19 protein-coding genes are annotated in these 23,244 nt (G+C 70.8%); 12 read left to right on the forward strand and 7 right to left on the reverse strand.

All coding sequences use genetic code 11. The features are described from left to right. Positions 1–71: 71 nt before the first annotated feature. Positions 72–527 carry a universal stress protein gene (locus ABZS69_RS27200; protein WP_355377466.1) on the reverse strand — a complete coding sequence of 152 codons (456 nt, stop codon included), beginning with the start codon at positions 525–527 and terminating at the stop codon, positions 72–74. A gap of 179 nt (positions 528–706) precedes the next feature. Here ABZS69_RS27200 and metH point away from each other — a divergent pair, with 179 nt between their 5' ends. The 9 genes from metH to ABZS69_RS27245 all read left to right on the forward strand — a co-directional run bounded on the left by metH (position 707) and on the right by ABZS69_RS27245 (position 13,100). Continuing rightward, positions 707–4,171: a methionine synthase gene (gene metH, locus ABZS69_RS27205; protein ID WP_355377468.1), complete on the forward strand. Its 3,465-nt coding sequence runs from the start codon at positions 707–709 to the stop codon at positions 4,169–4,171. 460 nt (positions 4,172–4,631) lie between these two features. Next, on the forward strand, positions 4,632–5,276 hold the full coding sequence (locus ABZS69_RS27210; RefSeq protein ID WP_355377470.1) for an HAD family phosphatase: 645 nt from the start codon (positions 4,632–4,634) through the stop codon (positions 5,274–5,276). 98 nt (positions 5,277–5,374) lie between these two features. Then, positions 5,375–6,253, forward strand: a complete 879-nt coding sequence (locus ABZS69_RS27215; protein ID WP_355377472.1) for a LysR family transcriptional regulator — start codon at positions 5,375–5,377, stop codon at positions 6,251–6,253. A 126-nt stretch (positions 6,254–6,379) separates the two neighbouring features. After that, positions 6,380–6,850, forward strand: coding sequence for a cellulose synthase (locus ABZS69_RS27220; protein ID WP_355377474.1), 471 nt, complete (start codon positions 6,380–6,382; stop codon positions 6,848–6,850). Between the two features lie 265 nt (positions 6,851–7,115). Beyond that, entirely contained in the window at positions 7,116–8,114 is a 999-nt protein-coding gene (locus ABZS69_RS27225; RefSeq protein ID WP_355377476.1) for an ABC transporter permease, read from the forward strand. A gap of 59 nt (positions 8,115–8,173) precedes the next feature. After that, on the forward strand, positions 8,174–9,940 hold the full coding sequence (locus tag ABZS69_RS27230) for an ABC transporter substrate-binding protein (RefSeq protein ID WP_355377478.1): 1,767 nt from the start codon (positions 8,174–8,176) through the stop codon (positions 9,938–9,940). Between the two features lie 93 nt (positions 9,941–10,033). Continuing rightward, positions 10,034–11,047: an ABC transporter permease gene (locus ABZS69_RS27235; protein WP_355377480.1), complete on the forward strand. Its 1,014-nt coding sequence runs from the start codon at positions 10,034–10,036 to the stop codon at positions 11,045–11,047. Continuing rightward, complete coding sequence (locus tag ABZS69_RS27240; protein WP_355377482.1) at positions 11,044–12,072, forward strand: ABC transporter ATP-binding protein; 1,029 nt, start codon at positions 11,044–11,046, stop codon at positions 12,070–12,072. The genes ABZS69_RS27235 and ABZS69_RS27240 overlap by 4 nt, the downstream gene beginning before the upstream one ends. Next, positions 12,069–13,100 (forward strand): dipeptide ABC transporter ATP-binding protein, encoded by a 1,032-nt coding sequence (locus tag ABZS69_RS27245; RefSeq protein ID WP_355377484.1) that lies wholly within the window; start codon positions 12,069–12,071, stop codon positions 13,098–13,100. The genes ABZS69_RS27240 and ABZS69_RS27245 overlap by 4 nt, the downstream gene beginning before the upstream one ends. A 34-nt stretch (positions 13,101–13,134) precedes the next feature. On the opposite strand, the gene ABZS69_RS27250 is transcribed toward ABZS69_RS27245, so the two are convergent. The 3 genes from ABZS69_RS27250 to ABZS69_RS27260 all read right to left on the reverse strand — a co-directional run bounded on the left by ABZS69_RS27250 (position 13,135) and on the right by ABZS69_RS27260 (position 16,237). Continuing rightward, complete coding sequence (locus ABZS69_RS27250; protein WP_355377486.1) at positions 13,135–13,818, reverse strand: response regulator transcription factor; 684 nt, start codon at positions 13,816–13,818, stop codon at positions 13,135–13,137. After that, entirely contained in the window at positions 13,815–14,990 is a 1,176-nt protein-coding gene (locus tag ABZS69_RS27255; RefSeq protein WP_355377488.1) for a sensor histidine kinase, read from the reverse strand. Before ABZS69_RS27255 ends, ABZS69_RS27250 begins: the two co-directional genes overlap by 4 nt. A gap of 386 nt (positions 14,991–15,376) precedes the next feature. Further along, a complete protein-coding gene (locus tag ABZS69_RS27260; RefSeq protein ID WP_355377490.1) occupies positions 15,377–16,237 on the reverse strand; it encodes a RecB family exonuclease in 861 nt (286 codons plus the stop codon). Between the two features lie 115 nt (positions 16,238–16,352). Between ABZS69_RS27260 and ABZS69_RS27265 the strand changes: the two genes are divergently transcribed. Together ABZS69_RS27265 and ABZS69_RS27270 are read left to right on the forward strand one after the other, a co-directional pair. Then, a complete protein-coding gene (locus tag ABZS69_RS27265; protein ID WP_355377492.1) occupies positions 16,353–17,489 on the forward strand; it encodes a site-2 protease family protein in 1,137 nt (378 codons plus the stop codon). Positions 17,490–17,833: 344 nt separating this feature from the next. After that, complete coding sequence (locus tag ABZS69_RS27270) at positions 17,834–19,309, forward strand: FHA domain-containing protein (protein WP_355377494.1); 1,476 nt, start codon at positions 17,834–17,836, stop codon at positions 19,307–19,309. A 61-nt stretch (positions 19,310–19,370) separates the two neighbouring features. Here the strand turns inward: ABZS69_RS27270 and ABZS69_RS27275 are convergent, their stop codons facing one another. The 3 genes from ABZS69_RS27275 to ABZS69_RS27285 all read right to left on the reverse strand — a co-directional run bounded on the left by ABZS69_RS27275 (position 19,371) and on the right by ABZS69_RS27285 (position 22,169). Next, positions 19,371–20,195 carry a sugar nucleotide-binding protein gene (locus ABZS69_RS27275; RefSeq protein WP_355377496.1) on the reverse strand — a complete coding sequence of 275 codons (825 nt, stop codon included), beginning with the start codon at positions 20,193–20,195 and terminating at the stop codon, positions 19,371–19,373. Positions 20,196–20,331: 136 nt separating this feature from the next. Then, positions 20,332–20,844, reverse strand: coding sequence for a hypothetical protein (locus ABZS69_RS27280; protein WP_355377498.1), 513 nt, complete (start codon positions 20,842–20,844; stop codon positions 20,332–20,334). 236 nt (positions 20,845–21,080) lie between these two features. Beyond that, positions 21,081–22,169 (reverse strand): GNAT family N-acetyltransferase, encoded by a 1,089-nt coding sequence (locus ABZS69_RS27285; RefSeq protein WP_355377499.1) that lies wholly within the window; start codon positions 22,167–22,169, stop codon positions 21,081–21,083. 55 nt (positions 22,170–22,224) lie between these two features. On the opposite strand from ABZS69_RS27285, the gene ABZS69_RS27290 reads away from it, so the two are divergent. Then, positions 22,225–23,076: a tRNA (adenine-N1)-methyltransferase gene (locus ABZS69_RS27290; RefSeq protein ID WP_355377500.1), complete on the forward strand. Its 852-nt coding sequence runs from the start codon at positions 22,225–22,227 to the stop codon at positions 23,074–23,076. Positions 23,077–23,244 lie beyond the last annotated feature (168 nt).

The following is a 23,244-nucleotide window of genomic DNA, read 5'->3' on the forward strand; positions in this document are numbered from 1 at the left end:
ACCGCTGTTTCGCACGCGTGATCATTTGCCCGCTCCCTCGCGCGCGCGTGCGCGTAAGCAAAGGGCGCGAATCAGCGGCCGTCGGTCGTGCGGACGATCAGCACGTCGCAGGCCGCCCGGTGGGAGACCGCGGACGGCACGGAGCCGAGCAGCCGCCCGGCCAGGCTGTTGAGCCCGCGGTTGCCCACCACGAGCAGGTCGGCGCGGTGCCGGGCGGCCAGCGAGACGAGCACGTCCACGGCGTCCCCCTGCTCGGCGGCCAGGACCACGTCGGAGGCGCCGGCCGCCGCGGCGTGCCCGCGCGCCGCCCGCAGGGCGTCGTCGGCCGGGGTGGAGCCGCCCACCTTGTACGCGAGGTCGCCCAGCCGGTCGGCGGCCGCCGCGCGCTCGCTCTCCCGCATCGGCAGGTACGCGCAGGCCAGGACCAGGGTGGCGCCGGTCGCCGCGGCCAGCGACGCCGCCGCGGAGACGGCGCGGAAGGAGGAGGCCGAGCCGTCGGTGCCGACGAGTACGGTGCGGTAGGCCACCGAGACCCCCAATTGGACGCGGCGTGCAATTGACAGTCGGTACGATAGCGTCCGCCGCACACCCCGGCGTCGCCCGGGCCCCGCAGACACCCCTGGAGCCCCGGTTTCGCGCCCAAGGCGAACAGGCGTACGGGCCGCTTGCGAGTGAGGCTCGAGACGCACCCGATAAGCTCTACCCCATGAGCATCTCCCCGTCCTTCCGAGAAGTGTTGTCCCAGCGCGTCATCGTGGCCGACGGGGCGATGGGCACGATGCTCCAGGCCCAGGACCCGACGCTCGACGACTTCCACGGGCACGAGGGCTGCAACGAGGTGCTCAACGTCACCAGGCCCGACATCGTGCGCGGCGTCCACGACGCCTACTTCGCCGTCGGCGTCGACTGCGTCGAGACCAACACCTTCGGCGCCAACTTCGCCGCCCTCGGCGAATACGACATCTCCGACCGCGTCTTCGAATACTCCGAGGCGGGGGCCCGGATCGCCCGCGAGGCCGCCGACCACTGGTCCACGCCCGACCAGCCGCGCTTCGTGCTCGGCTCCATGGGCCCCGGCACCAAGCTGCCGACGCTCGGCCACCTGCCGTACGCCCTCCTGCGCGACGCCTACCGCGACAACGCCGCGGGCCTGATCGCTGGCGGCGCCGACGCGCTGATCATCGAGACCTGCCAGGACCTGCTCCAGGTCAAGGCCGCCGTCATCGGCGCCAAGCGGGCCGCGGAAGACTCCGGCCGCGACATCCCGATCATCGCCCAGGTGACCATCGAGACCAACGGCGCGATGCTGCTCGGCTCCGAGATCGGCGCCGCGCTGACCGCGATCGAGCCGCTCGGCGTCGACGTCGTGGGCCTCAACTGCGCGACCGGCCCGGCCGAGATGAGTGAGCACCTGCGCTACCTCGCCCGCCACTCGCGGCTCAAGCTCTCCTGCATGCCCAACGCCGGCCTGCCGGTGCTGACGGCCGACGGGGCGTACTATCCGCTGAGCGCGCAGGAGCTGGCCGGCGCGCACGGCACCTTCACCCGCGACTACGGCCTGTCGCTGGTCGGCGGCTGCTGCGGCACCACGCCCGAGCACCTGCGCCAGGTCGTCGAGCGCGTCCGCGGCAAGCAGGTCGCGCCGCGCCGGCCGCACCCCGAGCCGGGCGCCTCCTCGCTCTACCAGACGGTCCCGTTCCGCCAGGACACCTCCTACCTGGCCATCGGCGAGCGCTGCAACACCAACGGCTCCAAGGCCTTCCGCGAGGCCATGCTGGCGGGCGCCTGGGACGACTGCGTCGAGACGGCCCGCGACCAGGCCCGCGACGGCGCCCACATGCTCGACCTGTGCGTCGACTACGTCGGCCGCGACGGCGTGGCCGACATGAAGGAGCTGGCGTTCCGGTTCGCCACCGCGTCCACGCTGCCGATCATGCTCGACTCGACCGAGCCCGCGGTGCTGCAGGCCGGTCTCGAGATGCTCGGCGGGCGCGCCGCGGTCAACTCCGTCAACTACGAGGACGGCGACGGCCCCGACTCCCGCTTCCAGAAGATCATGCGCCTCGTCCGCGAGCACGGCTCGGCCGTCGTCGCGCTGACCATCGACGAGGAGGGCCAGGCCCGCACCGCCGACTGGAAGGTCCGCGTGGCCAGCCGCCTCGTCGAGGACCTGACCACCAACTGGGGCATGCGGGTCGAGGACATCATCGTCGACTGCCTGACCTTCCCCATCGCCACCGGCCAGGAGGAGACCAGGCGCGACGGCCTGGAGACCATCGAGGCCATCCGCGAGCTCAAGCGCCGCTACCCGGGCGTGCAGACCACGCTGGGCCTGTCCAACATCAGCTTCGGCCTCAACCCGGCCGCCCGCATGGTGCTCAACTCGGTGTTCCTCAACGAGTGCGTCAACGCCGGGCTCGACTCCGCCATCGTGCACGCCTCCAAGATCCTGCCGATGGCCCGCATCCCCGACGAGCAGCGCCAGGTCGCGCTCGACATGGTCTACGACCGCCGCCGCGAGGGCTATGACCCGCTGCAGCGGTTCATGGAGCTGTTCGAGGGCGTCGACGCGGCCGCCATGCGCGCCGGCAAGGCCGAGGAGCTGGCCGCGCTGCCGCTGTGGGAGCGCCTCAAGCGGCGCATCATCGACGGCGAGCGCAAGGGCCTGGAGGCCGACCTCGACACCGCGCTGGAGCAGCGGCCCGCGCTCGAGATCATCAACGACGTGCTGCTCGACGGCATGAAGACGGTCGGCGAGCTGTTCGGCTCCGGGCAGATGCAGCTGCCGTTCGTGCTGCAGTCGGCCGAGGTCATGAAGGCCGCCGTCGCCCACCTCGAGCCCCACATGGACCGGCTCGAGGGCGAGTCGAAGGGCCGCATCGTGCTGGCCACCGTCAAGGGCGACGTGCACGACATCGGCAAGAACCTCGTCGACATCATCCTGTCCAACAACGGCTACCAGGTCGTCAACCTCGGCATCAAGCAGCCGGTCTCGGCCATCCTCGAGGCCGCCGACGACCAGAAGGCCGACGTCATCGGCATGTCGGGGCTGCTGGTGAAGTCGACGGTCATCATGAAGGAAAACCTGGAGGAGATGAACTCCAGGGGCCTGTCCGAGAGATACCCCGTCCTGCTCGGAGGCGCCGCCCTGACCCGCGCCTACGTCGAGCAGGACCTGGCCGAGCTGTTCGAGGGCGAGGTGCGCTACGCGCGCGACGCGTTCGAGGGGCTGCGGCTGATGGACTCGTTCATGGCCGTCAAGCGCGGGGTCGCCGGCGCGACGCTGCCGCCGCTGCGCGAGCGGCGCGTCAAGACCGGCGCCGTGCTGCAGCGCACCCCGGTCGAGCAGCTGCCCGCCCGCTCCGACGTGGCCGCCGACAACCCCGTCCCCACGACGCCCTTCTACGGCGACCGCGTGGTCAAGGGCATCTCCCTGGCCGAATACTCCGCCTTCCTCGACGAGCGCGCCCTGTTCCTCGGCCAGTGGGGGCTCAAGCCCACCAGGGGCGGCGCGGGGCCCGACTACGACGAGCTGGTCGAGCTCGAGGGGCGGCCGCGGCTGCGCATGTGGCTCGACCGCATCCAGACCGAGGGGCTGCTGGAGGCGGCCGTCGTCTACGGCCACTTCCCGTGCGTCTCCGACGGCGACTCGCTGATCATCCTCGACGACGACGGCAGCGAGCGCACCCGGTTCACCTTCCCGCGCCAGCGCCGCGACCGCCACCTGTGCCTGTCCGACTTCTTCCGCGCCAAGGACTCCGGCGAGGTCGACGTGGTCGGCTTCCAGGTCGCCACCATGGGCGCGAAGATCGCCGAGGCCACGGCCGAGCTGTTCGCCAAGGACGCCTACCGCGACTACCTCGAGCTGCACGGCCTGTCGGTGCAGCTCACCGAGGCGCTGGCCGAATACTGGCACGCCAGGGTGCGCTCGGAGTGGTCGATCGGCGGTGAGGAGTCGCTCGACGACATGCTCAAGGTCAACATCCAGGGCTGCCGCTACTCCTTCGGCTACCCGGCCTGCCCCAACCTGGAGGACCAGAAGCAGCTGTTCGAGCTGCTCAGCCCCGAGCGCATCGGGGTGTCGCTGTCGGAGGAGTTCCAGCTCCACCCGGAGCAGGCCACCTCCGCCCTGGTCGTCCACCACCCCGAAGCCAAATACTTCAACGTCTGACCCACACCCGCCGCCGGGGGATGGCGACTGCCATCTCACCGGTGCCGATGGCCCGTCACTCACGGGACGGGGGCGCGCCATCGACGAGGGCCGCTGCTCGGGTGGCTGGGTGGATGGGCGATGCTCGGTGGCCCGTTGCTCGCTGGGCGGGCGGACGGTGGTCGGTGGCCCGTCGCTCACCGGGTGGACGGACGGCGCTCGGTGGCCCGTCGCCTACTGGGGCGCTGCCGAGGAGCGTCGCCGCTCAGCCCGGCGGGCGGATGGTTGTTGCCCACGGGACGGGTGCGCTCGACGGTCCGTCGCCCACCGGGCAGGGACGCGGCGCCGAGGGGCTCGGCCCGGTGGGCCGAAGGCCGCCACCCTGGTGACCTCCCGAGCACGCCGGATGAGGGGTGGTCTCTTCGTGCACCGGCCAAGGCAGGGACAATGGAGGGCAAAACACTACCGATCGGGGGCAAACGTGGAAGCGGTCTTCTTCGACATGGACGGGCTGCTCGTCGACAGCGAGCGGGTCTGGCTGGAGATCGAGACCGACGTGATGGCCAGGCTGGGCGCCCAGTGGACGCCCGAGCACCAGGCCCACCTCGTGGGCGGCTCCATGGAGCGCACGGTCGACTACATGCTGGCCGTGTCGGGGTCCGACGTGCCCCCGGAGATGGTGCGGGAGTGGATGACCGGCGGGATGGTGCGGCGGCTGACGGCGGGCGTGCGCGTCATGCCGGGCGCCCTGGAGCTGCTGGGCGCGCTGCGGGACGAGGGAGTGCCCGTGGGGCTGGTCACCTCGTCGCTGAAGGAGATCGCGGAGGCGGTGCTCAAGAGCGTGGGGCGTGACCGGTTCGACGTCGTGGTCACGGCGGACGACGTCACGCGTACCAAGCCCGACCCCGAGCCGTACCTGACGGCCGCGCGGCTGCTCGGCGTGGAGCCGGTGCGGTGCGTGGTGCTGGAGGACTCTCCCAACGGCGTCGCGGCCGCGACGGCGGCGGGCTGCGCGGTGGTGGCCGTCCCGAGCCTGCTGGCCATCGACCCCGCCCCCGGCCGGCTGGTGGTCCCGTCCCTGGAGAACGTCACCGTCGCCGACCTCCGCGCCCTCATCACCGTCTGACGGGCTGAGCCGCCCTGGGCCGCCCTGGGCCGCCCCGGGCCGCCCTGGGCCGCCCTGGGCCGCTCCGGGCCGCCTCGACGCTAGGGTGAGGTGCACCGATGGATGTGACTCTGCGGCAACTCGATGTGTTCGTGGCGATCGTGGACCAGGAAGGGTTCGGGGCGGCCGCCGCCGTTCTCGGCATGAGCCAGTCCTCGGTGTCGCACTCGCTCGCCTCGCTGGAACGCGCGGTGCGGGGCGAGCTCGTGCACCGCGCCGCTCCCGTCCGGCCGACGCCCCTGGGCGAGGTGCTGCTGCCCCACGCCCGCGCCACGCTGGCCGCCGCCCGCTCCTTCGACGCCGCGGCCGCCGCCCACGCGAGCGCCGTCGCCCCTGGATCGATCGGGCTGGCCGTCCCCCCGACGGTGGCGCGCGGGCTGCTGCCCGGTCTTCTGCGGCTGTGGCACGAGCGGCTTCCCCACGTCGAGATCAGGATCTTCGAGGGCCTCGACGAGGAGATCGAGGAGTGGCTGGAGAGCGGCGCGGTCGACGCGGCCGTGCTCATCGACCCGGAGCCGATGCCCCGCGGCGGCCTCCACCTCGCGACCGACGCCTACGAGGCCGTGGTGCGCAGTGACCACCCCCTGGCGGGCGAGGAGTCCGTCGAGCTGGCCGATCTGCTGGACGACCCGCTGCTGGCCACCACCTCCGGCTGCGAGACCCAGGTCAGACGCCTGCACTCCCTGACCGGCCTGCCCTACCGGCCCACCCAGCGCATCCGCGAGCTCGCCACGCTGCTGTCCATGGTGGAGGCCGGGCTCGGCGTCGCGATCGTCCCGTCCCTGGCCGCCGGCATGATGCCGGGCACCCTCACGCTGATCCCCCTGCTGCCGCGGCTGGAGCGCCGGCTCGTCCTGACCGGCCCGGCCGCCCGCCCCTGGCATCCGAGCGTCGCCGCCATCCGGGACCTGTGCGCCGAGGCGGCGCCGACCTGGTGACCGCCGCCGCCGGACAGCCCGGCGCCGCCTGCGTGACCCCTAAGGGGCAAGTGGTTCTCGCGGAGGAGGAGCGGGCGGCGTTTCGCGTGCCAGGATGGAAACGTAGTCGACACGAGGAGTGGCGTGATGCTCAATCCGACCCTCTGGCTGCCGCTGTGCGCCGGACTGACCCTGCTGGGCCTGGTGCTCAGTTTCCTGGCCTTCAGGCGCAGGGGAGCGGCCTCGGGCATCCGGGTCGCGGCATGGGCGCTGCTGCCGGCGGCGGCCTACCTGACGGGCGCGCTGCAGATGTTGTGGACCGTGGGCACGACCATCGTGGGGTTCGTCACCGGCCTGGTGTTCAACCCCTTCACCTGGGCGGGCGTGGCCGTGGCGGGGTTGTCGGTGGTGCTGTTCGTGGCGTCGGGAGTCATGCGCGGCAGGAAACTGGCGAGCTTCAGGAGGAAGACCCCCGATGAGGCCCCCGAGGTTAAGCCCTCAGCGAACAAAACCGTCCCCAAACCACAGCAGCCCGCCGTCGCCCCGAAGCAATCTCCCAAGGCCGAGGACGATTTCGCGGATATCGAGGCGCTGCTCAAAAAGCGTGGCATCAGCTGAATCCAAGGACGAAATCGGCAATGTCACAGTTCCGAGACGCAACCGGGACGGCTCGTAGACATTCTCCTCAAGATCGATACGAATGAGTTTCTGGTGAATCACAGTTAAGCCACATAGAGCACAGAGGGACTAGTCACACCAGCTCAGGCCATAGATTCTGCCTCCTGGGGCCGCGACACGCGGACCTCGCACGCATGGGCGCACTACCCTGACCGGGACCGCGCCGACACGGACGATGTCGTCTGGAATCCAGGGGGCTACTGGCATGACCGCACCGCTCGATGTTCCGGAATCGGCCATCGAAGCAGGGCCGGAGACCGCTCTTGAGGGGGCGGGGACCTCGGTCATCAGGGGACGTTCCCTGGGGCAGATCGCGTGGATGCGCCTCAAGCGCGACCGCATCGCGATGACCGGTGGCATCGTCATCCTCCTGCTCATCCTGATCGCCGTCTTCGCCCCGCTGCTGGTGTCGTGGTTCGGGCACCCGCCGGGCGAGTGGCACCGCGAGAAGCTCGACCCCTCCATCGGGGCGCCGCTGGGCGCCTTCGGCGGCATCAGCAGTGACTTCCTGTTCGGCGTGGAGCCCGACTCGGGCCGCGACCTGTTCAGCCGAGTCCTGTACGGGGCCCGAATCTCGCTGCTGATCGCGTTCTTCGCGACGCTGCTGTGCGTCGTGCTCGGCACCGTGCTCGGGATGATCGCCGGCTTCTTCGGCGGCTGGATCGACACCGTCATCAGCCGCCTCATGGACATCTTCCTGGCCTTCCCGCTGCTGGTGTTCGCGCTGGCGCTGGCCGGCGTCATCCCCGACAAGGCGTTCGGCATGTCGGGCGACACGCTCAGGATCAGCCTGCTGGTGTTCATCATCGGCTTCTTCAACTGGCCCTATATCGGGCGCATCATCAGGGGCCAGACGCTGTCCCTGCGCGAACGGGAGTTCGTCGACGCCTCCAGGAGCCTGGGCGCGCGCAACCACACCATCCTGTTCAAGGAGATCCTGCCCAACCTCCTGGCGCCGATCCTCGTCTACTCGACGCTGCTGATCCCCTCGAACATCCTGTTCGAGGCCGCGCTGTCCTTCCTCGGCGTGGGCGTGCGGCCGCCGACTCCCACGTGGGGAGGCATGTTGTCGGACGCCGTCCACAACTACCAGGTGGCGCCCAACTTCATGATCTTCCCCGGTCTCGCGATCTTCATCACCGTGCTGGCGTTCAACCTGCTCGGTGACGGCCTCAGGGACGCCTTCGATCCCAAGGCCCGATAGACCCTCGTGAGTTTTTCAGCAAGTTCTCAACTCCTAGATACAAGGGGTGTGTCAGGTCGATGAAGATAAGATCAAAGGCGTCGGCGGTGGCGATGACCGCCACTCTCGCCGTGGTCGTGTCGGCGTGTGGCGGTGGCGGCGGCGCCAAGAGCACCAGCGGCACCGGCAGTGACGAAAAGCCCGCCAGCCAGTACAACGCGGGTGTCACGCAGGTCGTCAACCCGTCGGAGAAGACCGGTGGCACCCTCCACATGGGCATGCCGGGCGACTTCGACTCCGTCGACCCGGGTGACCAGTACTACGGCTACGCGTGGAACTTCTCACGCCTGTACACGCGCGCGCTGACCATGTTCAAGCCGGTGCCGGGCGAGGAGGGCCTGCAGCTCGTCGGCGACCTGGCCGAGGGCCTGGGCACGCCCAGCGACGGCGGCAAGACGTGGACGTACAAGCTGCGCACGGGCATCAAGTTCGAGGACGGCAGCCCGGTGACGTCGAAGGACGTCAAGTACGCCGTGGCCCGCTCGCTGGACAAGGACATCCTGCCCAGCGGCCCGACCTACTTCAACGACTGGCTCGACGTGCAGGGCTACACCGGCCCGTACAAGATGAAGGACAAGCTCGACGACTTCAAGGCCGTCGAGACGCCTGACGACCAGACCATCGTCTTCCACCTGAAGAAGGCGTACGGCGGTTTCGACTACTTCGCCATGCTCCCGCAGACGGCCCCCGTGCCCGCCGCCAAGGACACCGGCTCGAAGTACAAGGAGCACCCGGTCTCGACCGGCCCCTACATGTTCAAGTCGCACGAGCTCACCAAGCGCATCGAGCTCGTGAAGAACCCGAACTGGGACCCGGCCACCGACCCCAACCGCAAGCAGCTCAACGACTCCGTCGAGGTGCTGCTCGGCCAGAACGAGGACGACCTCGACCAGCGGCTGCTGTCCGGCAAGATCGACGTCAAGATCAACAGCACCGGTGTGGCGGCCAACGCCCGCAAGACGGTCCTGACCGACCCGAAGGTCAAGCAGTACGCCGACTCGGCCGCGATCGACCGGACCTGGTTCACCAACATCAACGGTGACGTCAAGCCGTTCGACAACATCCACTGCCGCAAGGCCGTGATGTACGCGGCCGACCGCGCCGCGCTCCAGGGCGCCTACGGCGGCCCCGACGCCGGTGGCGACATCGCGCTCAGCCTCATGCCGTCGAAGATGACCGGCTACCAGAAGATCGACCCGTACGGCGTCGAGGCCAACCCGACCGGCGACGTCACCAAGGCCAAGGAAGAGCTCGCGGCCTGCGGCCAGCCCAACGGCTTCAGCACCACGATCTCCTACCGCAACGAGCGCGCCGCCGAGAAGCTGACCGCCGAGTCGCTGCAGCAGTCGCTCGGCCGCGTCGGCATCAAGCTGGAGATCAAGGGTTACCCGCAGGGCGACTACTTCAAGCTGTACGCCGGCAAGCCCGACTTCGCCAAGAAGAACAACCTCGGCCTCATGGTCTACGGCTGGGGCGCCGACTACCCCGAGGGCTTCGGCTTCTTCCAGCAGATCGTCGACAGCCGTGTCATCCGCGACGCCGGTAACACCAACCTCAGCGTCAAGGACCCGAAGATCGATGAGCTGATCGACCAGGCGGCCGGCGAGACCGACGCCGCCAAGCGCAACGCCATCTGGGCCCAGGTCGACAAGCAGGTCATGGACTCGGCGTACATCCTGCCCTACGTCTGGGCGCACGGCCTGTTCTACCGGCCGCCGACGCTGAAGAACGTCTTCGTCAGCCAGAACTGGGGCATGTACGAGTACCTCACGCTGGGCACCCAGTAACCGGTCAGGCGACCCCGCCGGACACGTACGTCGAAAGCAGGTGAAGGCTCCGGCGGCCGGGCTCACGAGGCCCGGCCGCCATGGCCGAGATCAGTGTTCACATACATTCTCAGACGGTTGATAGCGGCCGTCATGCTGCTCTTCGTGGTGAGCATCACGACGTTCGCCATCTTCTTCCTCGTGCCTCGGCTCGCTGGGATGTCCGCTGACGACCTCGCCTCCCGCTACGTCGGCAAGGCCGCCAATGAACAGGTCATCCACGACACCGCGATCCGGCTCGGGTTCTACGACCCGCTCGTGGTCCAGTACGGGCGGTTCGTGAAGGGCATCTTCGTCGGCGTGGAGCGCAACTACGGTCCCGGCGTCGAGCTGTGCCCGGCGCCCTGCCTCGGCTACTCGTACGTCACGCAGAACCCGGTCCTGCCCGACCTGCTCGACCGCATACCGATCACCCTGTCGCTGGCGATCGGCGCGGCCGTGGTGTGGGTCGTCTTCGGCGTGGCCACCGGCGTGGTGTCCGCGCTGCGGCGCGGCAGCTTCTTCGACCGCGTCTCCATGGGCGTCGCCCTGGCCGGCGTGTCCCTGCCGATCTTCTTCACCGGCATCGTGTCGCTGGCCATCTTCCGTGACCAGCTCGGCCTCGTCGGCGACGTCGCCGACTGGGTGCCGTTCAGCGAGGACCCGCTCATCTGGGCCAACAACCTGATGCTGCCCTGGATCACGCTCGCCTTCCTGTACGCCGCCGGTTATGCCCGGCTCACCAGGGCGGGCATGCTGGAGACCATGTCGGAGGACTACATCCGCACGGCCAGAGCCAAGGGCCTGCCCGAACGCGTCGTGGTGCTGAAACACGGGCTGCGGGCCACGCTCACCCCGGTGCTGACCATGTTCGGACTGGACCTGGGCCTGCTGCTCGGCGGCGCGGTGCTGACCGAGAGCACGTTCTCGCTGCCCGGCATCGGCAAGTACGCCAGAGACGCCATCGAGCGCAACGACCTACCCCAGGTGATGGGCGTCACCCTGGTGGCGGCCACCTTCATCATCCTGGCCAACCTGATCGTCGACCTGCTCTACGCGGTCGTGGACCCGAGGGTGAGGCTGGCATGAGCGCGTTCCTGCAGGTCAAGGACCTCAAGATCCACTTTCCGACCGACGACGGCCTGGTCAAGTCCGTCGACGGGCTGACGTTCGACCTCGAGCGCGGCAAGACGCTCGGCATCGTCGGCGAGTCCGGCTCCGGCAAGTCGGTCACCAGCCTCGGCATCCTCGGCCTGCACAAGGGCAAGGGCGCCAACGTCTCCGGGGAGATCTGGCTCGACGGCGAGGAGCTCGTCGGCGCTACCCAGGAGCACGTGCGCGGGCTGCGCGGCAAGAAGATGGCGATGATCTTCCAGGATCCGCTGTCGTCGATGCACCCCTTCTACACGGTCGGCGACCAGATCATCGAGGCGTACCGCATCCACCACAAGGTCACCAAGGCCGTGGCGAAGAAGCACGCCATCGACATGCTCGGCCGGGTCGGCATCCCCGAGCCGCAGAGCCGCGTCGACTCCTACCCGCACGAGTTCTCCGGCGGCATGCGCCAGCGCGCCATGATCGCCATGGCGCTGTCGTGCGACCCGGAGCTGCTCATCGCCGACGAGCCCACCACCGCGCTCGACGTGACCGTACAGGCCCAGATCCTCGACCTCATGGTCGACCTGCAGCGCGAGTTCAACTCCGCGCTGATCATCATCACCCACGACCTGGGTGTGGTGGCCGAGCTGTCCGACGACATCCTCGTCATGTACGCGGGCAAGTGCATCGAGTACGGCAGCACCGACGACATCTTCTACCGTCCCGAGCACCCCTACACCTGGGGTCTACTGGGATCGATGCCCCGGCTCGACCGGGAGCCCACCGAACGGCTGCTGCCGATCAAGGGCTCCCCGCCGTCGCTGATCAACGTGCCGCCGGGCTGCGCCTTCCACCCCCGCTGCCCCTACGTGGAGCGGACCGCGGGCAAGGCCAGGTCCGAGGTGCCGGAGCTGCTCCAGACCCAGGGCGGCCACCTCGTGCGCTGCCACATGGACCGGACGGAGCGGCGGGAGCTGTGGGAGAACGAGATCAAGCCACTGCTGGAGACCCAGTGACCGAGCCCAAGAACGAGCCGCTGCTTTCCGTCCAGAACCTGGAAAAGCACTTCCCCGTGACGAAGGGCCTGCTCAAGCGGCAGGTCGGCGCCGTCAAGGCGGTCGACGGGATCAGCTTCGACGTGTTCAAGGGCGAGACGCTCGGCCTGGTGGGGGAGTCCGGCTGCGGCAAGTCCACCACCGGCCGGCTGGTCACCCGGCTCCTCGAGCCCACCGCCGGCAAGGTGGTCTTCGAGGGCGAGGACATCACGCACATGGGGCAGGGCAAGCTCAGGCCGCTCCGCCGTGACATGCAGATGATCTTCCAGGACCCGTACTCGTCGCTCAACCCCCGCCACACGGTCGGCACCATCGTCGGGGCGCCGTTCCGCATCCAGGGCGTCCAGACCGAGCACGGCGTCAAGCGGGCGGTCCAGGACATCCTCGCCCTGGTCGGGCTCAACCCCGAGCACTACAACCGCTACCCGCACGAGTTCTCCGGCGGGCAGCGGCAGCGCATCGGCATCGCCCGGACGCTCGCGCTCAAGCCCAAGCTGATCATCGCCGACGAGCCGGTCTCGGCGCTCGACGTCTCCATCCAGGCCCAGGTCGTCAACCTGCTCGAAGACCTGCAGAACGAGCTGGACCTCACCTACGTCGTGATCGCCCACGACCTGTCGGTGGTGCGGCACATCAGCGACCGGGTGGCCGTCATGTACCTCGGCAAGATCGTGGAGATCGGCGACCGCAAGCAGCTCTACACCGCGCCGATGCACCCGTACACCAACGCCCTGCTGTCGGCCGTGCCCGTGCCCGACCCCAAGGCGCGCAGGGAGCGCGAGCGCATCCGGCTGACCGGCGACGTGCCCAGCCCGCTCAACCCGCCGCCCGCCTGCCGCTTCCACACGCGGTGCTGGAAGGCGCAGGAGATCTGCAAGAAGGTCGAGCCGCCGCTGGAGGAGCTGGCGAGTGGCCACCGGGTCGCCTGCCACTTCCCGGAGAACGCCCCGGCCGCCGCCGCCGAAGCCGCCCCCGCCGCCGCGTCCTGACCCCGGGCGCGCCCGCCTGGGCGCGCCCGCAGCCTCAGGAGTAGGTGCCCGGGGTGATCAGGCCGGTCTCGTAGGCCAGCACCACGGCCTGCACGCGGTCGCGCAGCCCCAGCTTGGTCAGCACGTTGCCGACGTGCGTCTTGACCGTCGTCTCGCTCACCACGAGCTTGGCCGCGATCTCCGCGTTGGACATGCCCTTGGCGATCAGCCGCAGCACCTCCAGCTCCCGCTCCGTCAGCCGGTCAAGCCGGGCCGGAGCGGGCTGCTCGTACGCCGACGGCAGCCGTTTGGCGAACCGGTCGAGCAGCCGCCGCGTCACGCTCGGCGCCACGATCGCGTCGCCGGCCGCCACCACCCGGATCGCCTGCACCAGCTCGTCGGGCGGCACGTCCTTCAGCAGGAACCCCGACGCGCCCGAGCGCAGCGCCTCCACGATGTACTCGTCCAGGTCGAACGTCGTCAGCACCAGCACCTTCGGCACGTGCGCCGTCGGCGCCGCCTCCCGCACGATCCTGCGGGTCGCCTCGATGCCGTCGACCCCCGGCATGCGGATGTCCATCAGCACCACGTCGGGCAGCAGCGCGCGCGTCTGCTCCATGGCATCCTTGCCGTCGCCGGCCTGGCCCACCACCGTGATGTCGGGCTCGGCCTCCAGAATCAGGCGAAATCCCGTACGCAGCAGCGGCTGGTCGTCCACCAGCAGCACTCTGATCGTCATTGGCCGTCCTTCAACGGGAACCTCGCCCGCACTTCGAAACCGCCCCCCGGTAGCGGACCGATGTTGAGGATTCCACCATAGAGTGCGACCCGTTCGCGAATGCCCACCAAACCATGCCCTGACCGCGCGGACACCCCGGCCGCGCCCAGCCCGTCATCCTCCACCCGTACGTCCAGCTCACGGGGGTCCTGGCGGACGGTCACCACGGCCTTGGCCCCCGTCCCCGCGTGCCGCAGGCTGTTCGTCAGCCCCTCCTGGGCCAGCCGGAACGCGGCCAGGTCGACCCCGGCCGGCAGCGGCCGCGGCTCGCCCTCCAAGATCAGCTGGGTCGGCAGCCCCGCCTCGCGCATCTGCTCCACCAGCGCGGGCAGGTCCCGCACGCCGGGCTGCGGGCCCAGCTCGGCGCGGGCGTCGGTACGCAGCACCCCGACGATGCTGCGCATCTCCGTCATCGCCATCCGCCCGGTGTGCTCGATCGCCGACAACGCCTCGCGCGCCAGGTCGGGATCGGAGGCCAGCACCCGGCGCGCCGCGGCCGCCTGCACGGTCATCACGCTGACGTGGTGGGCCACCACGTCGTGCAGCTCGCGGGCGATCCGGGAGCGCTCCTCGGCGCGGGCGGCCCTCGTGTCGGCCGCGTGCGCCCGCTCCAGCCGCTCCGCCCGGTCCTTGAGCTCGTCCAGGTACGCCCGGCGCAGCCGCAGGCTCCGCCCCGCGCCCCACACCGCCACCAGCACCACGGCCACCACGACGTGCTCGCTCCAGCTCGCCGCCCTGAGCGGGCCCGCCAGGGCGCCCAGCACGTACGTCACCAGCGAGATCATCAGCCCCGCCAGCGCCATCGCCAGCCCGCGGTAGGAGGCCACCGAGTAGAGCAGCATCAGCCCGGCCAGCCCAGAGACCCCGGTTCCGTAGCCGAGCACGGTCAGCAGCGTCTCGGGCACCAGTTCGGCGCACATGGCCGCCAGCGGCCACCGCCTGCGCGCCGCCACGGGCACGCACGCCAGCACCACCAGGACCCCGCCCAGGGGGTCGGGCGCGCGCATGCCGTCCACCGCCAGCCCCTGCGCCTCCAGCCGGTCGGGGCCGTAGAGCACGAACATCGCCACCGACGCCGCGGCCACCACCCCGGCGAGCACCGTGTCGTGGAGCGTGGTCCGGTCTATGCGCACCGCTTCACTGTAGGCCCAGGTGAAAACCCGTAACCTCCTCCCTCGGGAGGATTACCGCCCATACATCCTCAAACGCCACAGCCTGCGGGGTGGGGGCGCCCTGTGCTCGCTGACGGCGTACCCGCCTGCGGCCATACGCCGCCACGTGGGCTGAGCGCCACTGCACCGGCTGGGAGTCGCCGCCCGGCTGAGCGCCGCGTGCGTTGCGCCGGGCAGCGCCGTACCCCGTCTCGCCGCACCGGCGCCTGACAACCCCGGCCCTGTGATGCACGGCCGAGTGGCGCAGGGTGGCTAAGTGGCGCGTCCGATGTGCGGCAACCCCGTCGCGCTCGGGCTCGTACGTGGGGCTGGGTGGGGCCGACGGGGAGGGGCGGATCAGGGGGTGGTCAGAGTTCGTCGGTGGCGGCGCGGCGGTGGGTGCGGACGGTGTCGCCCGGTTGGCGGTCGGGGACGGGCGGGGGTGTGCCGCCGAACTCCGGGCACAGGGCCTGGTGGTCGCACCAGTCGCACAGGCGGCTGGGGCGGGCGCGCCACTCGCCGGACTCCAGGGACCGCTCGATCGCCGCCCACAGCGCCATCACCTTGCGCTCGGTGGCCAGCAGGTCGGCCTCGTCCGGGGCGTAGCGCAGCACCTCGCCCTGCCCGCCCAGATAGACCAGCTGCAGCAGCCGGGGCACCTGGCCGCGCAGGCGCCACAGCACCAGCGCGTAGAACTTCATCTGGAACAGCGCCTTGGCCTCGAAGTCGGGACCCGGCGCGCTGCCCGTCTTGTAGTCGACCACCCGGACCTCGCCGGTCGGCGCCACGTCGAGGCGGTCGACGTAGCCGCGCAGCATCAGCCCGCCGTCGAGGACCGCCTCCACGTAGAGCTCGCGCTCGGCGGGCTCCAGCCGTGTCGGGTCCTCCAGCGTGAAGTAGCGCTCCAGCATGCCGCGCGCCTGCGCCAGCCACTCGGCCTGCTCGGCCTCGTCGGCGAACATCCGCGAGTATTGCGAGTCTTCCTCCAGCAGGCGATGCCACTGCGGCTCCAGGAGCTCCAGCGCCGCCTGGACCGAGCGCCGCGGCGCCGGAAGGTCGTAGAGGCGCTCCAGGACCGCGTGCACCACCGTGCCCCGCACCGCAGCCTGCGAAGGCTTCTCGGGGAGCTGGTCGATCACCCGGAAGCGGTAGAGCAGGGGACATGTCATGAAATCGCCCGCCCGGGAGGGGGAGAGAGCTCCGATGATCACCGGTTCGGTCAACGTCATGCACCGCACTCTAGGTCAAGAGCCCGACAGAATAGCCCTTGCGCAACGAGGATCACACGATTCGGCGCGTAGCATCAAGGCAGCAACAGCACGTAATGGACGTTCAAGGAGTGCGGTGAGCGAGCAGAGCCCGCGGCAGGAGTTCTCCGGTCTTCGGATGGGGAGGCCGTTCGGCATTCCGGTGTACGTCTCATGGACCTGGTTCATCGTGGCGGCCTTCATCACGATGATGTTCGGCCCGCGGGTGCGCCAGATGCTGCCCGAACTCGACAGCACGGCCGCGTACGCCGTGGCGTTCGTGTTCGCGGTGCTTCTGTACGTGTCCGTGCTGCTGCACGAGCTGGCCCACAGCGTGCTCGCCAAGTACTTCGGCCTGCCGGTGCGCAGGATCACCCTCTACCTGCTCGGCGGCGTGTCGGAGATCGAGAAGGAGCCGCCCACGCCGGCCAAGGAGTTCCTGGTCGCCGCGGCGGGGCCGGCCCTGTCGCTGGGCCTGGCCGGGCTCGGCCTGGCCGCCGACGTCTATGTCGTCAACGGCGGCGGCATCCCCGAGGTGCTCGTCTGGCAGCTGTGGATGGCCAACCTCATCGTCGGCGTGTTCAACCTGCTGCCCGGCCTGCCCCTGGACGGCGGCCGGATGCTGCGCGCCGGGGTCTGGAAGCTGACCAAGAACCCCAGCTCCGGCACCATCGTCGCCGCCTGGGGCGGCCGCGTGCTGGCCGTGCTGCTCGTCGTGTTCCCGATCGCCACGGCGCTGCAGAGCGGCCAGGACATCGACCCGACGGACCTGCTGTGGCCGTTCGTGCTGGCCTCGTTCATCTGGCTCGGCGCCTCCCAGTCGCTGCGCGTGGCCAAGATCCGCGCCAGGATCCCGCGGGTCAACGCCCGCGCCCTGGCGCGCAGGGCGATCCCGGTGAGCGCCGAGACGCCGCTGTCGGAGGCGCTGCGGCAGGCCGCCGAGCGCAGCGCGGGCGCCCTCGTCGTGGTCGGCCCCGACGGCCAGCCGCTGGCGATCGTGAACGAGGCCGCCGTCCAGGCCACCCCCGAGCACCGCCGCCCCTGGGTGAGCGCCGGCTCGGTCGCCAAGTCCCTGGAGCCCACCATGGTGCTCGCCGCCGACCTGGAGGGAGAGCCGCTCATCGACGCCATGCGCGATGCCCCGGGCAGCGAGTATCTGCTGGTGGAGCGGGGTGGCGAGATCTACGGGGTGCTCGCCACGGCCGACGTGAACCGGGTTTTCACCGGCGTCTGATTTGTCCCACTCGTTTAAGCGGCGGGCCATGGATAGGGTCGTGTCCAGCAGTTTCGGGCGGCCGGAGCCGACTCCGGCCGGTTACTGCGATGTGACGACTGGCCGATAGTGTTCTGTTTGGCCAAACTTGCACAGTTAAGAGGCTTGTTGCGATCCACCGGTTCATCGAATCGAGATGACGTGGCCGCGACACGGCCTCTTCGTCTGGGTATGCGTATGGCTGGTGGCCGGCACGGCAGTGCGGGTGCCGTAATAACGCCGGCTTCCGGGGAGGAGAAACGAGTGACCGAGCGCAGCGAGGGCACCGATGGGCAGCGCAGCGCCGTCGTCATGAGGGAGGACGCATGACCGACCAAGGCTTCGGGGTGGTGCGTCCGCTTCCCGGTAACGGGCTGGTCGCCTACGCGGGCGGGCTGCTGCTGGTGTGCGACGCCGGCGAGGCTGCGGCCGACGACCTGCTCGACGCGCTGCGCGAGACCGCCGCAGCCGGCGGCGACGGCAGGGCACTGGCCCGCCGCGCCGCGCAGGTGCTCGCGGCCAACATGGCGGGCGACCCGGCCACCTGCGCCGTCGCCGGCCGGGTGGGGGAGGGCGTGGCCGTCCTGGTCAGCGGCTCGGCCGCGGCCGTCATCGCCACCCCCGGCGGCGAGACGCGGCTGGCCGGCAGCGACTCGCTGACCTGGGCCGACCGGCTCGTGTCCGGGCCCGTCGAGCGGGTCGAGCTGAGCCTGCCCGGCGCCGGCACCCCGCATCCCGCGGTCCGCTTCGACGGCGGCGTGGTGCACGGCGGCGGCCTCGTGGGCGACCTCACCGAGCAGTCCTCGGCGCCCGCCCCGTCCAGGCCGCTCACCAGCGAGATGCCCGCCACGGCCTTCCACCTCGAAGCCGACCTGGTCCCGCAGCCGCCCGCGCCGGTGGAGCGGCCCCCCTACCCGCTGGCCGACCAGCCGCCGGTCGTGCCGGGGCCGCCGTCGGGCCCGCAGCCCGCGCCGGTGATGGAGCAGCCTCCGTACGCCCATCCGCAGGACCAGCCTCCGTACGCCCATCCGCAGGACCAGCCCCCGTACGCCCACCCGCAGGACCAGCCGCCCTACCTCACGCCGCAGGAGCAGCCGGCCCCCTTCTTCCCGCCGCCGCAGGAGCAGCCGCCGCCGCTGCCGGAGCAGCAGCAGTTCCCCTCCTACGACGAGCCGCCCCTCGGCAACGGCGTGGCCGACCAGCCGGTGCCGCAGCACCTGGGCCCGGCCGACCACTTCGACCAGCCCCCGCCACCCGTGCTCGGCCCGCCCGACCACTTCGAGCACCCGGGCCCGCCGCCGCAGGAGCAGCAGCAGGACCACGGCGACCGGCCCCTGGTCTACGGCGTCGACTGCAAGAACGACCACTTCAACGACCCCCGCTCGCCCTACTGCGCGGTCTGCGGCATCGCCCTGGTCCAGCGCACCCTCGTCCCCTACAAGGGGCCGCGCCCCTCGCTCGGGGTGCTCATCCTCGACGACGGCACCGCGCTGCCGCTGGAGAGCGACTACCTGCTGGGCCGCGACCCCGAGCGGGCGCCCGAGGTGGCCGGCGGCACCGCCAGGCCCGCCAAGGTGACCAGCCCGGACGGCTCGGTGTCGCGCCGCCACCTGCGGGTGGCGCTCGACGGCTGGGACGTCAACCTGGTCGACCTGGGCTCGGTCAACGGCACCCAGATCCAGCCGCCCGGTGACCCCAACTTCTACGACATCCCGCCGAACGAGCCGGTCACCATCGCCCCCGGGACGACGGTCCGGGTCGGCGTCTCCCGCACGCTCCGCTTCGAGGCGCACCGGGGATAACCCGGCTGCCCGAACGCCCGCGTCCCCGCCCCGGGGCCGCGGGCGTTCTCGTACGCCGCCGTCAGGGGGTCAGGAACTCGCGGGCGCCGCGCAGCCTGGTGCGCAGCCGCCGCTGCGTGGCCGTGCAGTCCAGCCGGACCTCGAACGGGCCGCCGAGGCCGGCGTCGGCCCGGCGACCGGCCGGCAGGCGGGCCGGGTCCAGGCCCTCCCGCCGGGCGATGAGCACCCCCAGCTCGTGCCGGTTCACCGCGTCGCACCCCGCGACGTGCAGCATCCCCGAGAGCCCGAGCGTCGCCGTCTCCACCAGCGCCGCCGCGAGGTCGCCGACGTGCACGGGGCACTTCACGTCGTCGGTGAACAGCACGCCCGCGCCCCGCCCCGTCGCCAGCGAACGCACCCGCGACTCGTGCACCGAGCCGCCGTCCCCGACGATCAAGGACGTCCTGGCGACCGCCGCGTCCGGCAGGACCGCGCGTACCGCCGTCTCGGCGGCCGCCTTGGCCGCCCCGTACGGGCTGACCGGGTCTGGCACGCACGCCTCGTCGTAGCGCGCGGTGGCCCCGGAGAACACGGCGTCGCTGGAGACGTGCACCAGCCGCCCGCCCAGCCGCGCGACGGCCACGGCGACGTGCGCGGCGCCGTCCGCGGTGGCCGCCCAGTCGCTCTTCCCGTACGCCGCGTTGACCGTCACCTCCGGCCCGAACGCGTCAAGCGCGGCCGCCACGTCCTCGCGCGAGCGCACGTCCAGGCGCAGCCACCGCGTCCCTGGCCGCTCCGGGGGCCGGGCGGTCAGGTAGGTGGCGCCCACGTCGTGGCCCGCGGCCACGCAGAGCCGTACGAGCTCGGCGCCGAGGAACCCGCTCCCGCCCACAATGAGAATCCTCACGGACGGCTACGTTACCCGCTCCCAGTAAGCCCACGATTTACTGATAAATGAGCAAATATCGGTAAAAACTTCGGCGTATGGGGTGCGCGGGAAGCGGCCATTCCACTCCCGATCGGGACGGGCAACCGGTCGTCCCTTACCCCAGGATCCGGTCGCCTCCAACGGGTCTGCCCGGCGGCTGGGCCGGACGGAACGCCCGTACCCCCCGCAACAGCCGCACCGCGGCCTCCAGCCCGCTGGCCGCCTCCAGCGCCCGCCCGGCGGCGGTCGCGAACCGGCCCAGCAGATGCTCGTCCCCGTCGCCGAACGCCCGCCCGGCGACCCACACGAACGCGTGGTCCCGCGTCGCCAGCGGCAGGGGAGCGGCCAGGAAGCCCGGCTCGCCCACCGTCGCGTCGCGCGCCAGCCGGACCGCCGCCGGCACGGTCGCCAGCTCTTTCAGCACCCCGGACTCGGCCAGCCACCTGCGCACGCGCAGGGGATCGCCGGGAGGGGTGTACGTATGGATCGCCTCGGCCTCCAGCCGGCGGGCGTCCACGCGCACGAATCCCGCGTAGGCCGTGCCCGTGACGGCGGCGGCGGTGCGCGCCAGCCGGTCGAGCAGGTCGGCGGCCTCCAGGCAGGAGAACGAGGCGATGAGTTCACGCATGGCGGCATTGACATGGTTGTATGGCATCGCGGTGGTCCCTCGGGGGGAGGAGAGTTCGCGCGGCCCGGTCGCGCGAAACCGACGTCTGAAGTGCGGTGCCCTGACTATCACCCTCGACGCGGCTCCTGACTAGCCCTCAACAGGAAATCAGGATTTCTCCCGCCCGGAGCCCGCCCGGAGCCCGCCCGGAGCCCGCCCGGAGCCCGCCTGGAGCTCCCCGTGCCCGTCGCGGCGCGTCAGGCGGGCCGCAGGACCGACCACGCCACGTCGTCCACCCGCGTCCCGTCCTCCTTGACGAACAGCCCCCGGTGCACGCCCTCCCTGCTGAACCCGGCCCGCTCCAGCACCGCGTGCGAGGCCGTGTTGCCCGCCTCGGTGCCGGCCACGATCCGGTGCAGCGCCGTGTTCGCGAACGCCCAGTCCACCAGCAGCCTGACCGCCCGCGTCATGAACCCCCTGCCCCGGAACCCCGGCACCAGCGAATAGCCCACCATGGCCTGCCCCAGCGAGGGGACCACGTGCGCCAGCTGGATGTGCCCGGCGAACGCCCCCGACGCCGCGTCCCTGACGGCCAGCTCGATCCGCTGCCCCGACACCCACCAGTAACCCGTGGACCGGCAGCGCCGCTCGTGCTCCTCCAGCGTGCCCGTCGGCCCGAAGTGGTATTCCGCCACGGTCGGGTCGCCCAGCATCCGGTGGAAGTCGGCGGCGTCCTCCGCGGCCAGCGGCAGCAGCCGCACCACGCCGTCGCACAGCTCGCCGTCCGCGAAGAACGGCAGGTACGGCTCCGCCGGCGCCGCGTCCCCCGCGAGCCGGGCGAAGGTGACCATGTCGACGTAGCGGCCGTCCCGCAGCCGCTTGGCGTCCCGCCGGCGCCCCTCCTCCAGGAAGCCCGCCTTGACGGCCACCCGCAGGCTCGCCACGTTCTCCACCGCGGCCTGCAGCTCGACCCGGCGCACCCCGTGGTCGAACGCCCAGTCGGTGACCGCCCTGGCCGCCCTCGCCGCCACGCTCCTGCCCCGCGCCCACGGCGCCACCAGGTAGCCGATCGAGGCCACGCCCCACTGGTCCGGCACGCGCAGGCCGACGGAGCCCACGTACCGGCCGTCCTCCGTGATCACGAACTCGGCGCCGCCGTCCGACCACTTCGCCGCCGCGTTCTCCAGGTGGCCGCGCGCGTCCTGCGGCCCGTACGGCGACGGGAGCAAGGGCAGGAACCGGGCGGTAACCGGGTCGTTGCACGCCTCCACGATCGCCTCGATGTCCTCCTCCGCGGGAGGACGCAGGATCAGGGGGCCGGTGGAGATCACGTCGCGCGGGAGCATCCCCCATAGATACCGTGCGTCCGGACGCCCTCGAAAGCCCTATAACCTTGCGGCCATGGGTTTCCGCAGGCATGGGCCTTTCCAGGCGGGGGATCAGGTGCAGCTCACCGACCCCAAGAACAAACGCCACACGATCACGCTCAAAGAGGACGGCGTCTTCCACACCCACAAGGGCGCCATCCCGCACAGCGATCTGATCGGGCAGCCTGAAGGCTCTGTCGTGCGCTCCTCGGGCGGCACCCAGTACCTCGCCTTCCGCCACCTGCTGCAGGACTACACGCTGGCCATGCCGCGCGGCGCGGCCGTCATCTACCCCAAGGACGCCTCGATGATCGTCGGCATGGCCGACGTCTTCCCGGGCGCGCGGGTGATCGAGGCCGGCGTCGGCTCCGGAGCGCTGACGTGCTTCCTGCTGCGCGCCGTCGGCCCCGACGGGCACGTCACCTCGTACGAGCGGCGCCAGGAGTTCGCGGACGTGGCGAGCAAGAACGTGGAGAAGTTCTTCGGCGGCCCCATGGACGACAACTGGCGCCTGGTCGTCGGCGACCTGGTCGCCTCCATCGACGAGGCCGACGTCGACCGGGTGATCCTCGACATGCTCGCCCCCTGGGAGTGCGTCGACGCCGCCGCCAAGGCGCTCACCCCGGGCGGCGTGATCTGCTGTTACGTCGCCACGACCACGCAGCTGTCCAAGACCGTGGAGACGATTCGCGATCACGGGTGTTTCACGGAGCCGCATGCGTGGGAGACCCTGGTTCGCGACTGGCACGTCGAAGGGCTCGCGGTAAGACCCGATCATCGGATGATCGGTCACACGGGATTCCTTGTCACCGCCCGCCGCATGGCGGACGGAGTGACGCCCCCGCCGAGACGCCGTCGACCGAAGGGGACCACCGAAGAACTATGACAATTTGGCCACGAGGGTGCGTTGGTGCGTGACACGGGAACAGATTGTCGTGTTCCTGTGCTGGGAGTATTAAACGCACTATTGGGGATTAATCACCGAACACTGAATGTCACTCTACGAACACTGCCCGGCCAGGTTACGGAGGGGCCCGAGATAGGTAAGGTCCTT

Source organism: Nonomuraea sp. NPDC005650 (genome assembly GCF_040605375.1).
Taxonomy (GTDB): domain Bacteria; phylum Actinomycetota; class Actinomycetes; order Streptosporangiales; family Streptosporangiaceae; genus Nonomuraea.